Origin of the sequence: Kaistia hirudinis, assembly GCF_014196455.1 — a bacterium.
GTDB lineage: Bacteria > Pseudomonadota > Alphaproteobacteria > Rhizobiales > Kaistiaceae > Kaistia > Kaistia hirudinis.
On sequence record NZ_JACIDS010000001.1, the window covers coordinates 524,965 to 542,228 of the forward strand.

Sequence of the window (17,264 nt, forward strand, 5' to 3'; positions counted from 1 at the left end):
ACATGCACAGCCCGACGTCTCGTGCGCGCAGCAAGGGGGCGCTGGTCGCCGTGGCGGCGTTCGTTGCGATGGTTCCGCTGCTTGCGGCCTGCCAGCGGCAGGACGAGCAGCCGAAGGCCGATGCGCGGCCGGTTCGCACCGTGCTGGTCGCCGAGGCCGACAGCGGCGATACGGTCGTCCTCACCGGCAATGTCCAGGCCCAGAACGAGGCCGCGATGGCGTTCCGCATTTCGGGCCGCATGATCGAGCGGCCCGTCAATGTCGGCGACCGCGTGACGGCCGGCCAGGTGCTGGCCAAGCTCGACCCTGTCAATGAACTCAATGCGCTGCGCTCGGCGCAGGCCGCGCTGGCCGCCGCCGAAGGCCAGCTCGTCACGGCGCAGAACGCGTTCGACCGTCAGGATCACCTGCTGGGCAACGGCTTCACGACGCGCGCCAACCACGACCAGGCGCGCCAGGCGCTGCTCGCCGCGCGCTCGCAGCTCGATGATGCCGAGGCGCAGCTGGAGATCGCGCGCGACCGCGTTGCCTTCACCGAACTGAAGGCCGATGTCGACGGCACGATCACCGCCCGCGGCGCCGAGCCGGGCGAGGTGGTGCAGGCCGGGCAGATGATCGTGCAGCTCGCACGGCAGGACGGCCGCGACGCCGTCTTCGACGTGCCGGCGCAGGTGCTGCGCTCCGCGCCGCCGGATTCGGAGATCGTGATTCGCCTGACCGACGATCCGACCGTCAGCGCCATCGGCCGCGTACGCGAGATCGCGCCGCAGGCCGACGCCGCGACGCGGACCTTCCCGGTGCGCGTCGGCATCAACAATCCGCCCGAGGCGATGCGTCTCGGCTCGACCGTCACGGGCACGCTGAAGCTCGACAGCGGCCCGGTGATGTCGCTGCCGGCGAGCGCGCTGACGACGGCCAATGATCGTCCGGCGGTGTTCGTCGTCGATCCGGCGGCCGAGACGGTATCGCTCCGCAATATCGAGATCGCACGCCACGACCCGGCGACCGTGATCGTGGCCAGCGGCCTCGCCAGCGGCGAGATCGTCGTGACGGCCGGCGTGCAGGCGCTGCATCCGGGCCAGAAGGTGCGTCTGGTCGGCGGTGCCTCATGAACGGCTTCAACATCTCGGCCTGGGCGCTGAAGCATCGCTCTTTCGTCATCTACTGGATGATCGCCTTCGTCGTCGCGGGCGGTGCGGCCTTCGTCAATCTCGGCCGCAACGAGGACCCTGCGATCACGATCAAGACCATGATCGTGCATGCGGTGTGGCCGGGCGCGACGATCGACGACACGCTCTCGCAATTGACCGAACGGCTGGAGCGCAAGATCCAGGAGATCCCCGAGGTCGACAATATCCGCAGCCAGACCAGCGCCGGCGAGACGACGCTGTTCGTGACGCTGAAGGACGAGGTCACCTCGAAGGAGACCCCGGATGTCTGGTACGAGGTCCGAAAGGGCATCGGCGACATCACCTTCACCCTGCCGCAGGGTGTGATCGGGCCGTTCTTCAACGATGATTTCGGCGACACCTACGGCATCATCTACGGTTTCACCGCCGACGGCTTCACGCAGCGCGAACTGCGCGACTATGTCGAGGATGTGCGCTCCAAGCTGCTGCACGTGCCCGACGTTTCCAAGATCGAGATCATCGGCGCGCAGGACGAGAAGATCTATGTCGAGTTCTCGACCGAGCAGCTCGCCGGCCTCGGCATAGACCGCCAGGCGCTGATCGCCGCGCTGCGCGCGCAGAACGCGGTCGCGCCCTCCGGCGTGCTGGAGACGGGCGACGAGCGCATCGCGCTCCGCGTCACCGGCGCGTTCAATTCCGAGCAGGACCTGCTGGACCTCAACTTCGTTTCGAACGGGCGGCTTATCCGTCTTCGGGACATCGCCGAGGTGCATCGCGGCTTCTCCGATCCGCCGCAGCCCATGTTCCGCGTCAATGGCAAGCCGGCGATCGGCCTCGGCATCTCGATGCGCGACGGTGGCGACGTGCTGGCGCTCGGCACCAATATTCGCAAGGCGATGGCCGAGATCACCGCCAACCTGCCGCTCGGCATCGAGCCGAGCATCGTGGCGGACCAGGCGGTCGTGGTGGACCACGCGATCGGCGATTTCACCGCCTCGCTCTGGCAGGCGATCGGCATCATCGCCGTCGTCTCCTTCGTGGCGCTGGGCGTGCGCGCTGGCACGGTGGTGGCGCTCGCCATCCCGCTGTCGCTCGCCATGGTCTTCGTGGTGATGCAGATCAAGGGCATCGACCTGCAGCGCATCTCGCTCGGCGCGCTGATCATCGCGCTGTCGCTGCTCGTCGACGACGCCATGACCATGGTCGATTCCATGACATCGCGGCTCGCGAGCGGCGAGACCAAGGAGAAGGCGGCGTCGGAAACCTTCCGAACATTGGCCTTGCCCATGCTGACGGGAACGCTCGTCACGGCCGCCGGCTTCGTGCCGATCGGCTTCGCGCAGAGCTCGGCCGGCGAATACACCTTCTCGATCTTCGCCGTGGTCGGCATCGCGCTCGTCGTCTCCTGGCTCGGCGCCGTCCTGTTCGCGCCGCTCGTCAGCGCGGCGCTGCTCAAGGCGCCGAAGGAGCCGAAAAAGGCCGATGCCAAGCCGGGTGCCGTGCTCGGCGCGTTCCGTGCGGTCCTGGTTGGTGCCATGCGCGCCCGCTGGATCACGATCGGCGTCGCGATCGCCGCCTTTGTCGGCGCGCTGCTCCTGCTGCCGCATGTGCCGCGCCAGTTCTTCCCGGCCTCCGACCGGCCGGAGCTGCTGGTCGACCTTCGCCTCAAGCAGAATGCCTCGGTCTTCGCGACCAGCGACGTGTCGGGCAAGCTCGATGCGATCCTCGGCTCCGATCCGGATGTCGAGCGCTGGAGCACCTATGTCGGCCGCGGCGCGATCCGCTTCTACCTGCCGCTCAATGTCGAGCTGCCCAACAGCTTCTTCGCGCAGTCGGTCGTCATCGCCAAGGATGTCGATGCGCGCATCCGCCTGCAGGCGAAGCTCGAGAAGCTGCTGGCCGAGGATTTCCCGGAGACGATCTCGCGCGTCTCACCGCTCGAGCTCGGACCGCCGGTCGGCTGGCCGGTGCAGTATCGCGTCAGCGGGCCGGATGTGAACCAGGTCCGCGACATCTCGCTCGATCTCGGTCGGATTCTCTCCAGCGATCCCGACGCGCTGCGGGTCAACTTCAACTGGATGGAACCTTCGCGCATGGTCCGCGTGAAGATCGACCAGGATCAGGCGCGCCTGCTCGGCCTTTCCTCCGCGACGCTGGCGCAGGTGCTGAATTCCGTCGTCAGCGGGACGCGGGTGACGCAGCTGCGCGACGATATCTATCTCGTCGACGTGATTGCCCGCGCGACGGACGAACAGCGCGTTTCGCTGGCCAATCTTCGCACGCTGCAGGTGCCGCTCCAGAACGGCAGGACCGTGCCGCTCAGCCAGCTCGCCAGCTTCGATTTCGGCCAGGAGTATCCGATCATCTGGCGGCGCGACCGCGTGCCGACGCTGACGGTTCAGGCCGATGTCGCGCCGGGCGGCTCGCCCGAGGCGGTCGTCGACGCGCTGGCGCCGCAGGTCGCGAAGCTTCAGGCTTCGCTCCCGGCGGGCTATCAGATCGTGGTCGGCGGCACGGTGGAGGAAAGCGCCTCCTCGCAAGCCTCCGTCATGGCGGTCGTGCCCTTCATGATCTTCCTGATGGTCTCGATCCTCATGGCGCAGCTCCAGAGCTTCAAGCGTCTGGCGCTGGTGCTCGCGGTGGTCCCGATGGGGTTGATCGGCGTCGTCGGCGCGCTGTTCCTGTTCAACCGCCCGCTTGGCTTTGTCGCCATCCTCGGCATCCTGTCGCTGCTCGGCCTGATCGCGAAAAACGCGGTCATCCTGCTCGAGCAGATCGAAACGGAGCGGGGAAAAGGTCTCGCGCCCTGGGATGCGGTCGTGGAAGCGACGGTTTCGCGCTTCCGCCCGATCATGCTAACGGCGATCTCGACCGTGCTCGGCATGATCCCGATCGCCTTCACCATCTTCTGGGGCCCGATGGCGTTCGCGATCATGGGCGGCTTACTGGTGGCGACGATCCTGACGCTGGTCTACCTGCCCTCGCTCTATGTCGTGTTCTATCGCGTGCGCGAGGGCGAGAGCGGCAAGCCGGAAGCCGGCGTGCCGGCCGTCGAGCCGGCCAAGCCCGCCGAGCCGCTGACACCGTCGCCGGCCTGAGAGACCGGCGCGGCGCGCCGCCGCTCTGGCGGGCGGCGTGCCGGCATGCGAAGAGGCGAGGGGGCGTCGTCGCCCGGATCACGGGGCTTGAGGCATGAGCGAACAGGACCGCGCAGTGGAAGCGGGCGAGTGGGCGCGATGGCGGCGACATTTCGCGCTGGCGCTCGCGCTCATCGGCGTCGGAATTGGGCTCGCGCTCGTCTGGTGGACCTCGTCGAGCCTGCTCGTGCTGTTCGCCGGCGTGCTGTTCGCCGCCTTCCTCGACGCGATGACGCGGGCTCTTCGCCCCGTTCTGCCGATCCCGCGCGCCTTGCGCCTGTCGATCGTCATTGCGGCGCTGACGTTCCTGTCCTTCTGGGGCCTGCTGCGCGGTGCGCTCGGCCTGCCGGCGCAGGTGCGCAGCCTGATCGTGATCATGGAGCAGCAGCTCGCCTATCTGCAGCAGCGCCTGATCGCCTATGGCATCGACTTCCTCGGCACGGATGAGCCGCCGACGCTGTCGAGCCTGATCCCGGAGCACAGCCAGCTCTTCGGGCACGCCCAGTTCGCCGTGGGCACGGCATCGAGCCTGCTCGCGAGCACGATCATCATCATCTTCGTCGGGCTGATGCTCGCCTTCGATCCCAAGGCCTATCGCGAAAGCATCGTCGTGTTCGTGCCGCTCGACCGGCGCGCGCGCGTGCGCGCCGTGATGGACGAGATGGGCAAGTCGCTGCGCCTGTGGCTGATCGCCCAGGCTGTCCGCATGCTGATCATGGGCGTCGCGACCTGGTTCGCGCTCTACCTGCTCGGCCTGCCGGGCGCCATCGTGCTCGGGCTTCAGGCCGGGCTGCTCAATTTCATCCCCTATCTCGGTCCGATTCTCGCCGGCGTACCGATCGGCCTCGTCGCCATGCCGCTCGGCCTGCCGATGTTCCTGTGGGCGGTCGGCATCTACACGGTGATCCAGACGATCGAGGGCTATGTGATCGGCCCCCTGATCCAGCGCTCCGCGGCGCATATCCCGCCCGCCTGGACCCTGATCGGCATCGTCCTCTTCGGCGCGCTCTTCGGCACGCTCGGCATCGCGCTCTGCATGCCGCTGATGGCCATCGGCCGCATCGCCGCCATGCGCCTCTATGTCGAGGACTGGCTGGGGGATCGGGCACAGGGCAGGGTCATCGCGGGCTGAGCCGACGGGCGCCGGCCGTCCTGGGTCTCGGCGGTCGAGCTCGTAACGCCATCGCCCCACACTCCGCCGTCATCCCGGGCTTGACCCGGGATCCGTACAGCCGAAGCGCAAGACGATCGGACGCCTCAGGCTGAATGGATGCCGGCGTCCGCCGGCATGACGCCGGATTGGATGGAGGTGAGGGCTCGAAGTCGAGGCCGAGATTGCCGAGATCGACGCCGGCGCAGTTTGGTGCTCCATCCGTCGATAGTCGCCGCAGGGGAACGAAGCGCGGGGGGGGGGGGGGGGGGGGGGGGGGGGGGGGGGGGGGGGGGGGGGGGGGGGGCGGGCGCCCCCCCCCCCCCCCCCCCCCCCCCCCCCCCCCCCCCCCCCCCCCCCCCCCCCCGCCCCCCCCCCCCCCCCCCCCCCCCCCCCCCGCCCCCGCCCCCCCCCCCCCCCCCCCCCCCCCCCCCCCCCCGCCTGCCGCGCCTCAGTTCCGCGTGCCGCCCTGGATGATCATGATGGGCGCCGAGAGGACCGAGCCGAGCACCTGTCCGGTGCCGACGGCCGTTGCGGCCAACTGGTCGCCGCCGTTATGGCGGTCTCCGGCCGAGAGCCCCCCGTCGTCGATCAGGCCCGCGCCCAGAAGGCGCACCACCTCCGGACTGGTCGCGAACTGGCTGTGGTTCAGGTTGTCGCCGTCCTCGATCTTGGAGAGGTCGATGACGGTGAACCCGGTGGCCGACTTGAGCTGCGTGCGGTAGCTCTCCTGCGTGAGATCCACCGCGCCGACGCGCGTCACGCGGCCGGCGATCAGACGTGACACGCGGAGCGCGCGATCGTTCGCCGAGACGAACACCGTGAAATGCGGCCGCTTCGGGCCGAGATCGGCGACCTGCTTGCGGAAGACGTCGAGGTCGAGATCGGGCGAGGCCAGGATGACGTCGCGGACCTTGGCGGGGACGCGGCCACGATGCAGCGCAATGTCGCGCAGCGCTTCCATGGCGACCCAGCTTCCCATCGAATGGGCCATGATGATGACCTCGTCGACCTTGGGACTGGAGGCCGCCGCCTCGATGACCTGCGCGAGTTCGCCGCGCGAGAAGGTCGCGCTCTCGCGGTCGTAATTATAGTCGAGGAGGCTGCCGCGCGAGGGCCATGAGAACAGGACCGGCGCCATGCCTGCATCGGTGTCGTTCACGATCTGCGCGAAGCGGAAGACGGAGGCGTCGAAGGGCGTGTTGAAGCCATGCACGAAGATCAGCACGCGGCGGGAGCGCGAGACATGCGTGTTGAACCAGTTGCGGGCCGCGGAGGGCGAGAGCGCATCGATCGATGTCGTGGTGAAGTAGCGCTCGGGGTCCGCCGGGGCACGCGGGGGCCATTCGACATTGCCCTTGACGTGGACAGGCGGAATCGAGACGACGATGTTGGAGATCGACAGCGCATCGCCGCGCTCGCCGGTGAAGAAGTCCGCGCCGGAAGCATCCTTCGCGCGGGTGGTGGCGACGAGCATATCCACCTTGGTTGCGCCGGGTGCAGGGACCTCGACCGGTACCAGCAGTCCTTCGGGCCGCGATGCGCAGGCGGTGAGGCTCGCTGCGGTGGCGATCACGAGGACGGCGGCCCGCAAGGCCGGCATGAGCGCAAGTCGGGACCAGATCGAGCGTGTGGGCATGCGAAGTTCCGGCGGGCGGCAGGATGTCCGTCTCACTCCTCTCTTACACGTCGCCCTCGTCATGTTGAAGACCGGTCGCCTGCCGGCCGCCGGAGTCAGACCGGACGCGACTGAAACAAGAAGAAGCAAAGGGAAAATCGCATGACCGAGGCCTATCCGTTCGTGATGTTCATGGCGCTGGTCGCGCTGTTCAGCCCGCTGGCGGCGCTGTCGGCTTTCATGCAGGTGGTTGGCCATTTCACGCGCGGCGACCAGCGCCGCCTGGCGGCCGGACTGTTCGTCAATGTCGCGATCTTCGTCCTGGCCGCCGTGTGGCTCGGCGAGCCGCTGCTGCGCCTCCTCGGCGTCTCGACGGCCGCTCTGACCGTCACCGGCGGCATCGCGATCCTGCTCGCCGGCGTGCCGATGATGCAGGGCGCCGGCGAGGTGGCGCCGGAGCAGGCGGCGGCGGTGAAGGAAACCGAGGGCCGCGAGAGCGGGCAGGGCTGGCAGAGCATCATGTTCACGCCGGTCACCTTTCCGCTGACCATCGGCGGGACCAGCTTCGGCATGATCGTCGCCTTCTCGTCGAACGCCGAGGGCGTGGCGGACCAGATCGGCTACACGCTGGCCGGCATCGGCTATGGCGCCGTCGCGGCGCTGACGCTGATCGCAGCCGGCCATGTCCATCGGCGCGTGTCGGCGCGGGCCCGCATGATCCTCGCCCGCATCGCCGGAATCCTGCTCACGGCGATCGGCGTCACGCTGCTCGCCGATGGCGGAACGCGGCTGGTCGTGGCGACGCTCGCCAGCCTGCGCGGCGCCTGACGACGTTTTGATGGAACGATAAAGGTAATCCAATCAGCGGCTTGCGTACGGAGGCTCGGAAAACTGCCTCTGAATTCATCGTGATCATCGTCAAATCAGTGCTTGTCGACAATCTGGACACAGGATAGTTTGCGCATCGGACAGGGAGTTTCCGATGGCGAAGGGCATTCACGACTACTGGGACGAGTTCATGGCGGCGGTGGCCGAGCCGGATCAGCCGCGGGCCGCATTCGCGGTGATCGAGAAGATCACCAAGGAAACGATCGGCACCAAGCTCTTCACCGCGATGACCTATGACGCGGCCGCCGGCCAGGCCCGCCGCTCCTATTCCGACAACGAGACGGCCTATCCCACCGGCGGCTTGAAGCCGATGTCGATCGGCAAGTGGTCGGAAACGGTGATCGAGCGCAAGCAGCCCTATGTCTCGGTGACCATCGCGCAGATCGCCGAGGTGTTCGCTGACTGGCCGCTGATCCAGTCGCTCGGCTGCGAGTCCGGCTGCAACATCCCCGTGGTCGTCGCCGGCGAGGTGATCGGCACGCTGAACCTGCTCGACGTCGCCGGCTACTACACGCCCGAGCGCGTCGCCGAGGCGATGAAGCTCGCGCCCTATGCGGCGATCGCCTTCATGGCCGCCGACCGGGTCGCCGGGAAGGCCTGAGCGCTTCGAGAGGACGGAACAGAAGAATGGCTGAGACGACGCTCAGAGTGGCGACGGATGTGGGCGGGACCTTCACCGACCTCGTCTATTTCGAGACGGATCGGACCACCGGCCGCCAGACGATCCGCACCGCGAAATCCGACACCACGCCGCCGAACTTCGAGGCCGGTGTTCTCAACGTGCTCGCCAAGGGCGAGGTCGATATCCGCGCGGTGGATTTCTTCGCGCATGGCACGACCGTGGTGATCAACGCGCTGACCGAGCGCAAGGGCGCGAAGACGGCGCTGATCACGACCGAGGGCTTCCGCGACGTGCTGGAGATCGCGCGGGGCAACCGGCCGGACTTCTTCAACCTGATGTATGAGAAGCCGGCTCCCTTCGTGGCGCGGCATCTGCGGCGCGAGGTACCCGGCCGCATCTCCTATCGCGGCGAGGAGAAAGTGCCGGTCGATCTCTCGGTGCTGCCGGCGATCCTCGATGATTTTCGCGCCGAGGGTGTCCAGGCAGTCGCCGTCTGCCTGCTGCATGCCTATGCCAACCCGGCGCATGAGGCGGCGGTCGCGGCGGAGGTGAAGCGGCTCTGGCCCGAGGTCTCGGTCGTCGCCTCGTACCAGATCACCCGCGAATGGCGTGAATATGAGCGGTCCAACACGACCGTGCTCTCCGCCTATGTCCAGCCGGTCGCCGAGCGCTACCTCTCGCGCATCGAGGAGGGGCTGAACGCCGAGGGCTACAAGGGCCGCCTCTACATCATGCAGTCGAATTGCGGCGTCGACTCGCTGCGCTCGACCAAGGCGATCCCGATCACCATGGTCGAATCCGGCCCGGCTTCGGGCTTCTGGGGCGCGGCGGAACTAGGCCGCATCATCGGCGAGCCGAATGTGCTGGCGCTCGATATCGGCGGCACGACGGCGAAATGCTCGCTGATCGAGAACGGCCACGTCAACATCAAGACCGACTACTGGATCGAGCGCAGCCGCAAGTCGTCCGGCTATCCGATCATGGTTCCGGTGGTCGATCTGGTCGAGATCGGCAATGGCGGCGGCTCGATCGCCCGCGTCGACGAATTCGGCAAGCTGCATGTCGGCCCGCAATCAGCCGGCGCCTCGCCGGGCCCCGCCGCCTATGGCCGCGGCGGTACGCAGCCGACCACGACCGACGCCAATCTCGTGCTCGGCCGCATCAATCGCGACTATTTCTGCGGCGGCGAGGTGATCGCCGACATGGCGGCCGTCGAGAACGCGCTGGCCCCGCTCGCCGAGAAGCTCGGCGTCGGCCTGGTCGAGGCGGCGCGCGGCATCGTGCGCATCGCCAATTCCAACATGGTCAACGCGCTCAAGCTGGTCTCGCTCAACCGCGGCCATGACCCGCGCGACTTCACGCTGGTCGTCTTCGGCGGCGGCGGCGCGATGCATGGCGTGGCGCTCGGCCAGGAACTCGGCGTCAAGAAGGTGGTCGTGCCGCGCGGCGCGCCGGTGTTCTCGGCCTGGGGCATGATGATGTCCGACCTTCGCCGCGATTATTTCGTGACGAAGCTGATCGACGAGACCGACGCCGCAGCGCTCGATGCGCTCGTCGGCGAGGCGACGGCGCATGCCGCGGGGCAGTTCGGCGCCGAGGGCGTCGCGGCCGACCAGGTGCGCTTCAAGCCGCTGGTGAAGTGCCGCTACCAGAACCAGGAGCACTCCGTCGAGGTGCCGATCGAACCGGGCCCGGTCGACGCCGCCAAGATGGCGGCCATGGTCTCGGCGTTCCACGAGATCTATGAGCGCGAATACACCTATCGCCTCACGGCCCCGATCGAGATCGTCGGGCTGCACCTCATCGCCTCGGCCGAGGTCGGCAAGCTCGAGATCGTCGCCCTGCCGAAGACCGGGGCGCGGCTCGAAGACGCGATCAAGGGCCGCCGCAGCGTCGACTATGCGACCGAGGGCGTGCACGAGGCGACGATCTACAATGCCGAGAAGCTGGAGCCCGGCATGAGCTTCGCCGGTCCCGCGATCATCGAGGACCCCGGCACCACCATCGTGGTCCATCCGGGAAACCGCGTCTCCATCGACGATTTCGGCAACACCCATATCGAGATCAAGGGCTGAGGGCGATGAGCGACACGACCTACGATCCGGTCACGCTGGACATCATCCAGAACGCGCTGGAAGCGGTGGCGGACGAGATGTTCGCCGCGCAGCGCAAGACCTCGATGAGCGCGATCATCTATGAGGTGCTCGACCTCGGCACCGGCATCTGCGACGGCAAGGGCGAGATCGCGTCCTCCGGCGCCGGCATTCCGGCCTTTGTCGGCGTGCTCGACAAGGCGGTGAAGGGCATTCTTGCCAAACACCCGATCGAGACGATCAAGCCCGGCGACATGTTCGCCTCGAACGATCCCTATTGGGGCGGCGTCACCCATCTCAACGACATGATCCTGGCGCTGCCGGTCTTCTCGGAAGGCCGAATCATCGCCTGGACCGCGAATATCGCGCATTGGAACGATGTCGGCGGCATGGTGCCCGGCTCGATGTCGTCGGACGCGACGTCGATCTTCCAGGAAGGCGTGCGCATTCCGGCGGTGAAGCTGTTCGATGCTGGCGTCGCCAACCAGGCCGTCTTCGACATCCTCTATATCAATTCGCGCCTGCCGGATTATCTGCGCGGCGATCTGTGGGCCGGTATTGCCGGCGTGCGGATCGGCGAGCGGCGCATCCTTGAGCTGGTCGAGAAGTACGGGACAGACACCTTCGAGGCTGCGCTCGACGACTTCATGGAACTCGGCGAGCGGCGTGCCCGCGCGGCGCTGAAGACGCTGCCCAAGGGCGTCTATCATTTCGCCGAGGAGCAGGACGACGGCGCGATCTACAAGGTCACGATCGAGATCAAGGACGACGAGTTCGTCATCGATCTGCGCGACAATCCCAAGCAGTCCGGCTCCAAGAATTCGAGCCGCGAGGGCGTCGAGATCTCCGCGCAGCTCGCCTTCAAAGCGGTGACGGATACGCAGGCGCCCGGCAATGGCGGCTTCTTCCGCCCGCTCCGCGTCATCACCAAGCCCGGCACCATCTTCCACGTCGAGGAGCCCGGCGCGCTCGGCTATTATTCGGAAGTCGAGATCCGGCTGTTCGACCTGCTGCTGCGCTGCCTGGCGCCGCATCTGCCGGGGCTCGTGCCGGCCGGCAATTTCGCCTCGATCTGCGGCACGGTCGTCGGCGGGCCGCATCCCGACCATGGCCGCCACTACACGATCGTTGAGCCGCAGCTCGGCGGCTGGGGTGCCCAGCAGGGCAGGGACGGCAACAGCGCCATCTTCTCCGGCTTCCATGGCGACACGTTCAACTGCCCGGCCGAGGTGGCCGAGGCGCGCTACGGCCTCACCGTCGACCAGATGGCGCTCAACCCGGAATCGGGCGGCGAGGGCGAATGGCGCGGCGGCAAGGGCATCGAGGTGCATTACCGCGTCCGCGCCGACAACAACTTCCTCTCGGTCGGCTATACGCGCTCGCGCATCCCGCCATGGGGCGTCGCGGGCGGTCTCGATGGCACGCCGAACTATGTCGAGGTGCTGCGGCCGGGCAAGGCGACCGAGCATTATTCGTTCGGCACCGACATCCCGCTGAACACGGATGACGTCGTGCGCATCGTCACCGGCAATGGCGGCGGCTTCGGCGACCCGAAGCAGCGCTCGCGGGCCGCGATCGAGAACGATCTCAAGAACGGCTACCTCACGGCGGAACGCGCTGCCGAGATCTACGGCCATGTGAGCGGCAAGGAAGGAACCTCGGCGTGAGCCCCATTCTCTTCACCGGCGGACGCTTCCTCGATCCTTCGCAGGACGCGCTCATCGACGGCCTCGATGTCCTCGTGGAGGACGGCCGCATCGTCGAGGTTTCCGAGCATCCGATCCATGCGGCGGCGGCAGAGCGCATCGACCTGCGCGGCAAGACGCTGATGCCGGGCCTGATCGACTGCCATCTGCATGTCGTCTCGACCACCGTCGACGGCTGGGCCAATACGCTGGCGCCGTCTTCGCTGATCGCGCTCAAGGCCGGCCGGATCATGGAGACGATCCTGCAGCGCGGCTTCACGACGGTGCGCGACTGCTGCGGCGCCGATCTCGGTCTCGTCATGGCGATCGAGCAGGGCGTCGTCGATGGTCCGCGCCTGATCATCTCCGGGAAGGGTCTGACGCAGACGGGCGGGCATTGCGACCAGCGCGTCCGCACCGACGACCGGACCCAGGTGATGGAAGAGCGGCTCGGCAATCTCGGCCGTATCGTCGACGGCGTCGACAATTGCCGCCTCGCCGCCCGCGAGGAACTGCGCAAGGGTGCCAAGTTCGTCAAGATCATGGCCAATGGCGGCGTGGCCTCGCCGACCGATCCGATCCACTCGATCCAGTACTCCCGCGAGGAGATCAAGGCGATCGTGGATGAGGCGGAGAACGCAGGCACCTATGTCTCGGCGCATGTCTATACGGACAAGGCGATCCGCCGCGCCGTCGAGTGCGGCGTCCATTCGCTCGAACATTGCAACCTGATCCAGCCGGAGACGGCGCGGCTCGCCGCCAAGGCCGGCGCGATCGCGGTGCCGACGCTCGTGGCCTATGAGGGGCTGGCGCTTGAGGGCGAGCGGTTCGGCCTCTCGAAGGAAGCCGCCGCGAAGATCGAGACGGTGCGCAAGGCCGGCCTCGAGTCGCTCTCGATCATGCGCGACGCCGGCCTGCCGATGGCCTTCGGCTCGGACCTCCTGGGCGAATTGCAGAAGTACCACACGATGGAGTTCGAGATCCTCGCCCGCGTCCTGCCGACGGCGGAGATCATCCGCTCGGCGACGCTGATCGGCGCAAAGCTCTGCAAGCTCGAAGGCGAGATCGGCGTGATCGCGCCGGGCGCGCAGGCCGACCTCCTCGTCGTGGACGGCGATCCCTATGCCGACATCACGCTTCTCGCCGACGACGGCGCGCATATGTCCGCGATCATGCGCGGCGGGCGCTTCTACAAGAACCGGTTGAACTGAGGCGGCCGCGGCCGCCCCCAAGGACAAGAGCCGCAGAGCGGCCTTCCAGACATATCGGCCCGGGCCCATGCCGGGGCTGCGGGACCATAGCGGAGCTGATCCATGACGATGAAATCGAGACTGACCCTGCTCGCGGCCGGCGTTGCCGCGCTTTCGATGGGGGCGATGGCCGCAGAGGCGGCCGACTACAAGGTCGCCTATCTCGCCGCGTCGAGCCAGAACGGCTTCAACCAGGCGATCTGGGAAGGCGTCCAGAAGGCGGCCAAGGCCCGCGGCGTCGAGGTCGAGATCTTCAACGGCGAATTCGACGCGACCAAGCAGTATGCGCAGATCGAGGACATCGTCGCCGGCGGCAAGTTCCAGGGCATCGTGATCACGCCGAACGATTCCGTCGGCATCGCGACCGCCGTCGAGGAAGCGACCAAGGCGGGCGTCAAGGTCGCGACCACGCTGTTCCCGATCGGGCCGAAGCTCGACGTGCTGGAGCCGCAGGTGCCGGGCCTCGTCACCACCGTCGCCTCCAACCCGGCGATCGGCGCCAAGGCGCAGGCCGACGCGGTCGTCGACTTCTGCAAGGACAAGGATCCCTGCAAGGTCGTGATCATCATCGGCCAGAAGATCTACCCGTTCGATAATCTGCGCTACGAGACCTATCTGAAGACGCTCGGCGAGAACAAGAACATCCAGATCGTCGCCACGGTCGAGGGCAATTACGATCCCGACAAGGCGATGGCCGGCATGCAGGACGTGCTGCAGGCCAACAAGGACATCAATGTCGTTCTCTCCAACGCCGACCAGCATCTCGTCGGCGCCGAGATCGCGCTCGAGGACGCCGGTCTCGATGTTCCCTCGCTGTTCCTGATCGGCGGCGGTGCGAACCAGATCGCCATCGACGCGATCAAGGCCGGCAAGTGGGATGCGACGCTGGCGCAGCTTCCGATGAGCGAGGGCGAATACGCGCTGAACGGCGTCGTCGACGCGCTTGAAGGCAAGCCGACGCGGGCCTTCACCGACGAGATGAAGCTCGGCACGGTCCCGCCGATCATCACCAAGAAGGTCCTCGACGAGCACCCCGACTACAAGCCCGAGTGGCAGGGCTGATCGCACGAAACGAACCCTCTCCCGGACACCTGGGGGAGGGTTTTTTCGTCGGACCCGTTCCGGCGACGTACCAGACGAGGTTAGGCCATGTCCGAGGAGGCCGTCCGGCTCGCCGGCATCGAGAAGAGCTTCGGCAGCGCGAAGATCCTGAACGACATCTCGCTCACCTTCATGACGGGCGAGGTGCATGCGCTGATCGGCGAGAACGGGGCTGGCAAATCGAGCCTCGGCAAGATCGTCGGCGGCTATTATTCCTTCGACGCCGGGACGCTCACCGTCTTCGGCAAGCCCGTCGGGCAATGGACGCCGCGCGCCGCGCTGACCAGCGGCATCGCGATGATCCACCAGGAGCTTCAGCTCGTTCCCGAGCTGACCGTCGCGCAGAACGTCTTCCTTGGCATGGAAGCGAACCGGGCCGGGGTGCTCTCGGGCGGCGAGCATGAGCGCTTCCGCGCGCTCGACCAGCGCTGCGGCTTCGGCCTCGATCCCGGCCGGATCGTCGCGGATCTGCGCATCGCCGAGCGGCAGAAGGTGGAGATTCTCCGCGCCATCGCCCGCGACGCGCGCGTCATCATCATGGACGAGCCGACCTCCTCGCTCACGGCGGACGAGGCGGAACGCCTGCATCACGTCATTCGCTGGCTGCGCGACGATGGCCGCACCGTGATCTACGTGACGCATTTCCTCGACCATGTGCTGGCGACCGCCGATCGCGTCACGATCATGCGCGACGGCCGCATCGTGCGCACCGGCGGCATTGCCGGAGAGACGAAGGAAAGCCTCATCGAGGCCATGCTGGGCGAGCCCGCCGACGTCGCCTTCCCGCCACTGCCACCCCCGCCGCCGATCGAGACGAAGCCGCTGCTGGAGGTGATCGGCCTGTCGAGCGACACCGGGCTCAGCGACATCTCGATCGATGTGCGTCCGGGCGAAATCGTCGGCCTGATCGGCCTGGTCGGGTCTGGCCGCAGCGAACTCGCCCGCGCGATCTTCGGCGCCGATCCTTCGCGCGGCACCGTGCGCATCGCCGGTGCGGACTATGCGAATCGCACCCCGCGCAATTCCGTGGCGCACGGCCTCGCCTTCGTGCCGGAGGATCGCCGCAAGCAGGGGCTCGACCTCGTTCAGGCGGTGCGTCCCAACATGTCGCTGCCGCATCTTGGCCTCGTCTCGCGGCTCGGCGTGCTCCGCCCCGGGGAGGAGCGGCGGCGGACGGCGGAGATGATCCGCCATTTCAACATCGTGCCCGGCCAAATCGACGGGGAGGTCGCCTATTACTCGGGCGGCAACCAGCAGAAGGTGCTGCTGTCGAAATGGGTCTATGGCGCGCCGAAGGTCGTCATCCTCGACGAGCCGAGCCGCGGCGTCGATATCGGCGCCCGCCGCCGCATCCATGATTTCGTCGTGGAACTCGCGCGCGGCGGCGCGGCCGTCATCCTGATCTCCTCGGAGCTCGAGGAAGTGATCAGCCTTTCCCATCGCGGCTATCTGATGCGCGAGGGCCGGATCATCGAATGCGTCGACTGCCGGACCCTCGGCGTCGAGGACGCGCTCTTTCGCCTGTTCAATGTCCAACGCGGCGCCGAAGCCGGCCCGCGCACGGAGGTCCGCTCTTGACCGAAACGTCCATGCCGGCGCGCCAGACCGCCCGCATTCCCGCCGGCCGCCGGGCCATCGCCTTCCTGCAGAAATACGGCATCCTCATCATCATCGCGATCCTGATGGCGGGCTTGTCGTTCCTCTCCGATTCGTTCCTGACGCCGCGCAACCTGCTCAACATCCTCAATCAGAGCGCGCCGCTCGCCATCATCGCCTCCGCGCTGACCCTGGTGATCATCGGCGGCGGGTTCGACCTTTCCGCCGGCGCGATCTTCGGCGTCGCGAGCGTCTCGGCGGCCTGGATCGCCGTCAATATCGACCCCAATCTCGGACTCGTCGTCGGTCCGCTCGTCGGGCTGGTGCTCGGCGTCGTGAACGGGCTGATCATCACCGGCTTCAACGTCCATTCCTTCCTGGCGACGCTCGCCTCCAGCATGGTGTTTCGCGGCATCGCAATCCTGATCACCGGTGGCGCGCTCATCCCCGTCCGCATGCCGGAATTCGCCTGGCTCGGGCGCGGCAAGATCGGCATGGTCAACGTCGCCGTCATCGTCTTCCTCGTCTTCGCCTTTGCGATGATGTTCCTGCTCAACCGCACGACCTTCGGTCGCCGCGTCTTCGCCGTCGGCGGCAATGAGGAGGCGGCGATCCTCTCGGGCGTGCGCACCAACCTCGTCAAGATCGCTACCTTCGGCCTGACCGGCTTCGCCGCGGGCCTTGCCGGCGTCATCGCGGTATCGCGCATCTCCATGGGCCAGCCGCAGGCGGGTGTCGGCATGGAACTCGATGCGATCGCCGCCGTGATCCTCGGCGGCACGTCGATCTATGGCGGCAAGGGCGCGGTCTGGCGCTCGATCGCCGGCGTGCTGCTGCTCGCGCTGATCGGCAACGGCTTCAACATCCTGAACGTCAATCCGTTCTTCAAGGACCTGACGACGGGCCTGATCATCGTGGTCGCCGTGGCGCTCTCGGCCGGCCGCAAGCGCCGCTGAGCTCCGGCCACACCCGGAAAATAGAGAAGGCCCGGCGG

12 protein-coding genes are annotated in these 17,264 nt (G+C 67.4%); 11 read left to right on the forward strand and 1 reads right to left on the reverse strand.

Annotated features, from left to right (window positions below):
• Positions 1–2 precede the first annotated feature (2 nt).
• From GGR25_RS02475 to GGR25_RS02485, 3 genes are all read left to right on the forward strand, one after another.
• Positions 3–1,112 carry an efflux RND transporter periplasmic adaptor subunit gene (locus GGR25_RS02475; RefSeq protein WP_183397631.1) on the forward strand — a complete coding sequence of 370 codons (1,110 nt, stop codon included), beginning with the start codon at positions 3–5 and terminating at the stop codon, positions 1,110–1,112.
• Complete coding sequence (locus GGR25_RS02480; RefSeq protein ID WP_183397133.1) at positions 1,109–4,228, forward strand: efflux RND transporter permease subunit; 3,120 nt, start codon at positions 1,109–1,111, stop codon at positions 4,226–4,228. The genes GGR25_RS02475 and GGR25_RS02480 overlap by 4 nt, the downstream gene beginning before the upstream one ends.
• 94 nt (positions 4,229–4,322) lie before the next feature.
• Positions 4,323–5,399: an AI-2E family transporter gene (locus tag GGR25_RS02485; protein WP_183397134.1), complete on the forward strand. Its 1,077-nt coding sequence runs from the start codon at positions 4,323–4,325 to the stop codon at positions 5,397–5,399.
• A gap of 469 nt (positions 5,400–5,868) precedes the next feature.
• On the opposite strand, the gene GGR25_RS02490 is transcribed toward GGR25_RS02485, so the two are convergent.
• Positions 5,869–7,056 carry an alpha/beta hydrolase gene (locus tag GGR25_RS02490; RefSeq protein ID WP_246409154.1) on the reverse strand — a complete coding sequence of 396 codons (1,188 nt, stop codon included), beginning with the start codon at positions 7,054–7,056 and terminating at the stop codon, positions 5,869–5,871.
• A gap of 141 nt (positions 7,057–7,197) precedes the next feature.
• Here GGR25_RS02490 and GGR25_RS02495 point away from each other — a divergent pair, with 141 nt between their 5' ends.
• The 8 genes from GGR25_RS02495 to GGR25_RS02530 all read left to right on the forward strand — a co-directional run bounded on the left by GGR25_RS02495 (position 7,198) and on the right by GGR25_RS02530 (position 17,226).
• On the forward strand, positions 7,198–7,863 hold the full coding sequence (locus tag GGR25_RS02495) for a MarC family protein (RefSeq protein ID WP_183397135.1): 666 nt from the start codon (positions 7,198–7,200) through the stop codon (positions 7,861–7,863).
• Positions 7,864–8,017: 154 nt separating this feature from the next.
• Positions 8,018–8,524 (forward strand): GAF domain-containing protein, encoded by a 507-nt coding sequence (locus tag GGR25_RS02500; RefSeq protein WP_183397136.1) that lies wholly within the window; start codon positions 8,018–8,020, stop codon positions 8,522–8,524.
• 26 nt (positions 8,525–8,550) lie between these two features.
• Positions 8,551–10,620: a hydantoinase/oxoprolinase family protein gene (locus GGR25_RS02505; protein ID WP_183397137.1), complete on the forward strand. Its 2,070-nt coding sequence runs from the start codon at positions 8,551–8,553 to the stop codon at positions 10,618–10,620.
• 5 nt (positions 10,621–10,625) lie between these two features.
• Positions 10,626–12,305 (forward strand): hydantoinase B/oxoprolinase family protein, encoded by a 1,680-nt coding sequence (locus GGR25_RS02510; RefSeq protein WP_183397138.1) that lies wholly within the window; start codon positions 10,626–10,628, stop codon positions 12,303–12,305.
• Positions 12,302–13,534, forward strand: coding sequence for an amidohydrolase family protein (locus GGR25_RS02515; protein WP_183397139.1), 1,233 nt, complete (start codon positions 12,302–12,304; stop codon positions 13,532–13,534). Before GGR25_RS02510 ends, GGR25_RS02515 begins: the two co-directional genes overlap by 4 nt.
• A gap of 102 nt (positions 13,535–13,636) precedes the next feature.
• Positions 13,637–14,635, forward strand: a complete 999-nt coding sequence (locus tag GGR25_RS02520) for a sugar ABC transporter substrate-binding protein (RefSeq protein ID WP_183397140.1) — start codon at positions 13,637–13,639, stop codon at positions 14,633–14,635.
• 87 nt (positions 14,636–14,722) lie between these two features.
• A complete protein-coding gene (locus tag GGR25_RS02525; protein ID WP_183397141.1) occupies positions 14,723–16,252 on the forward strand; it encodes a sugar ABC transporter ATP-binding protein in 1,530 nt (509 codons plus the stop codon).
• Positions 16,249–17,226, forward strand: coding sequence for an ABC transporter permease (locus GGR25_RS02530; protein WP_246409156.1), 978 nt, complete (start codon positions 16,249–16,251; stop codon positions 17,224–17,226). Before GGR25_RS02525 ends, GGR25_RS02530 begins: the two co-directional genes overlap by 4 nt.
• Positions 17,227–17,264: the final 38 nt, after the last annotated feature.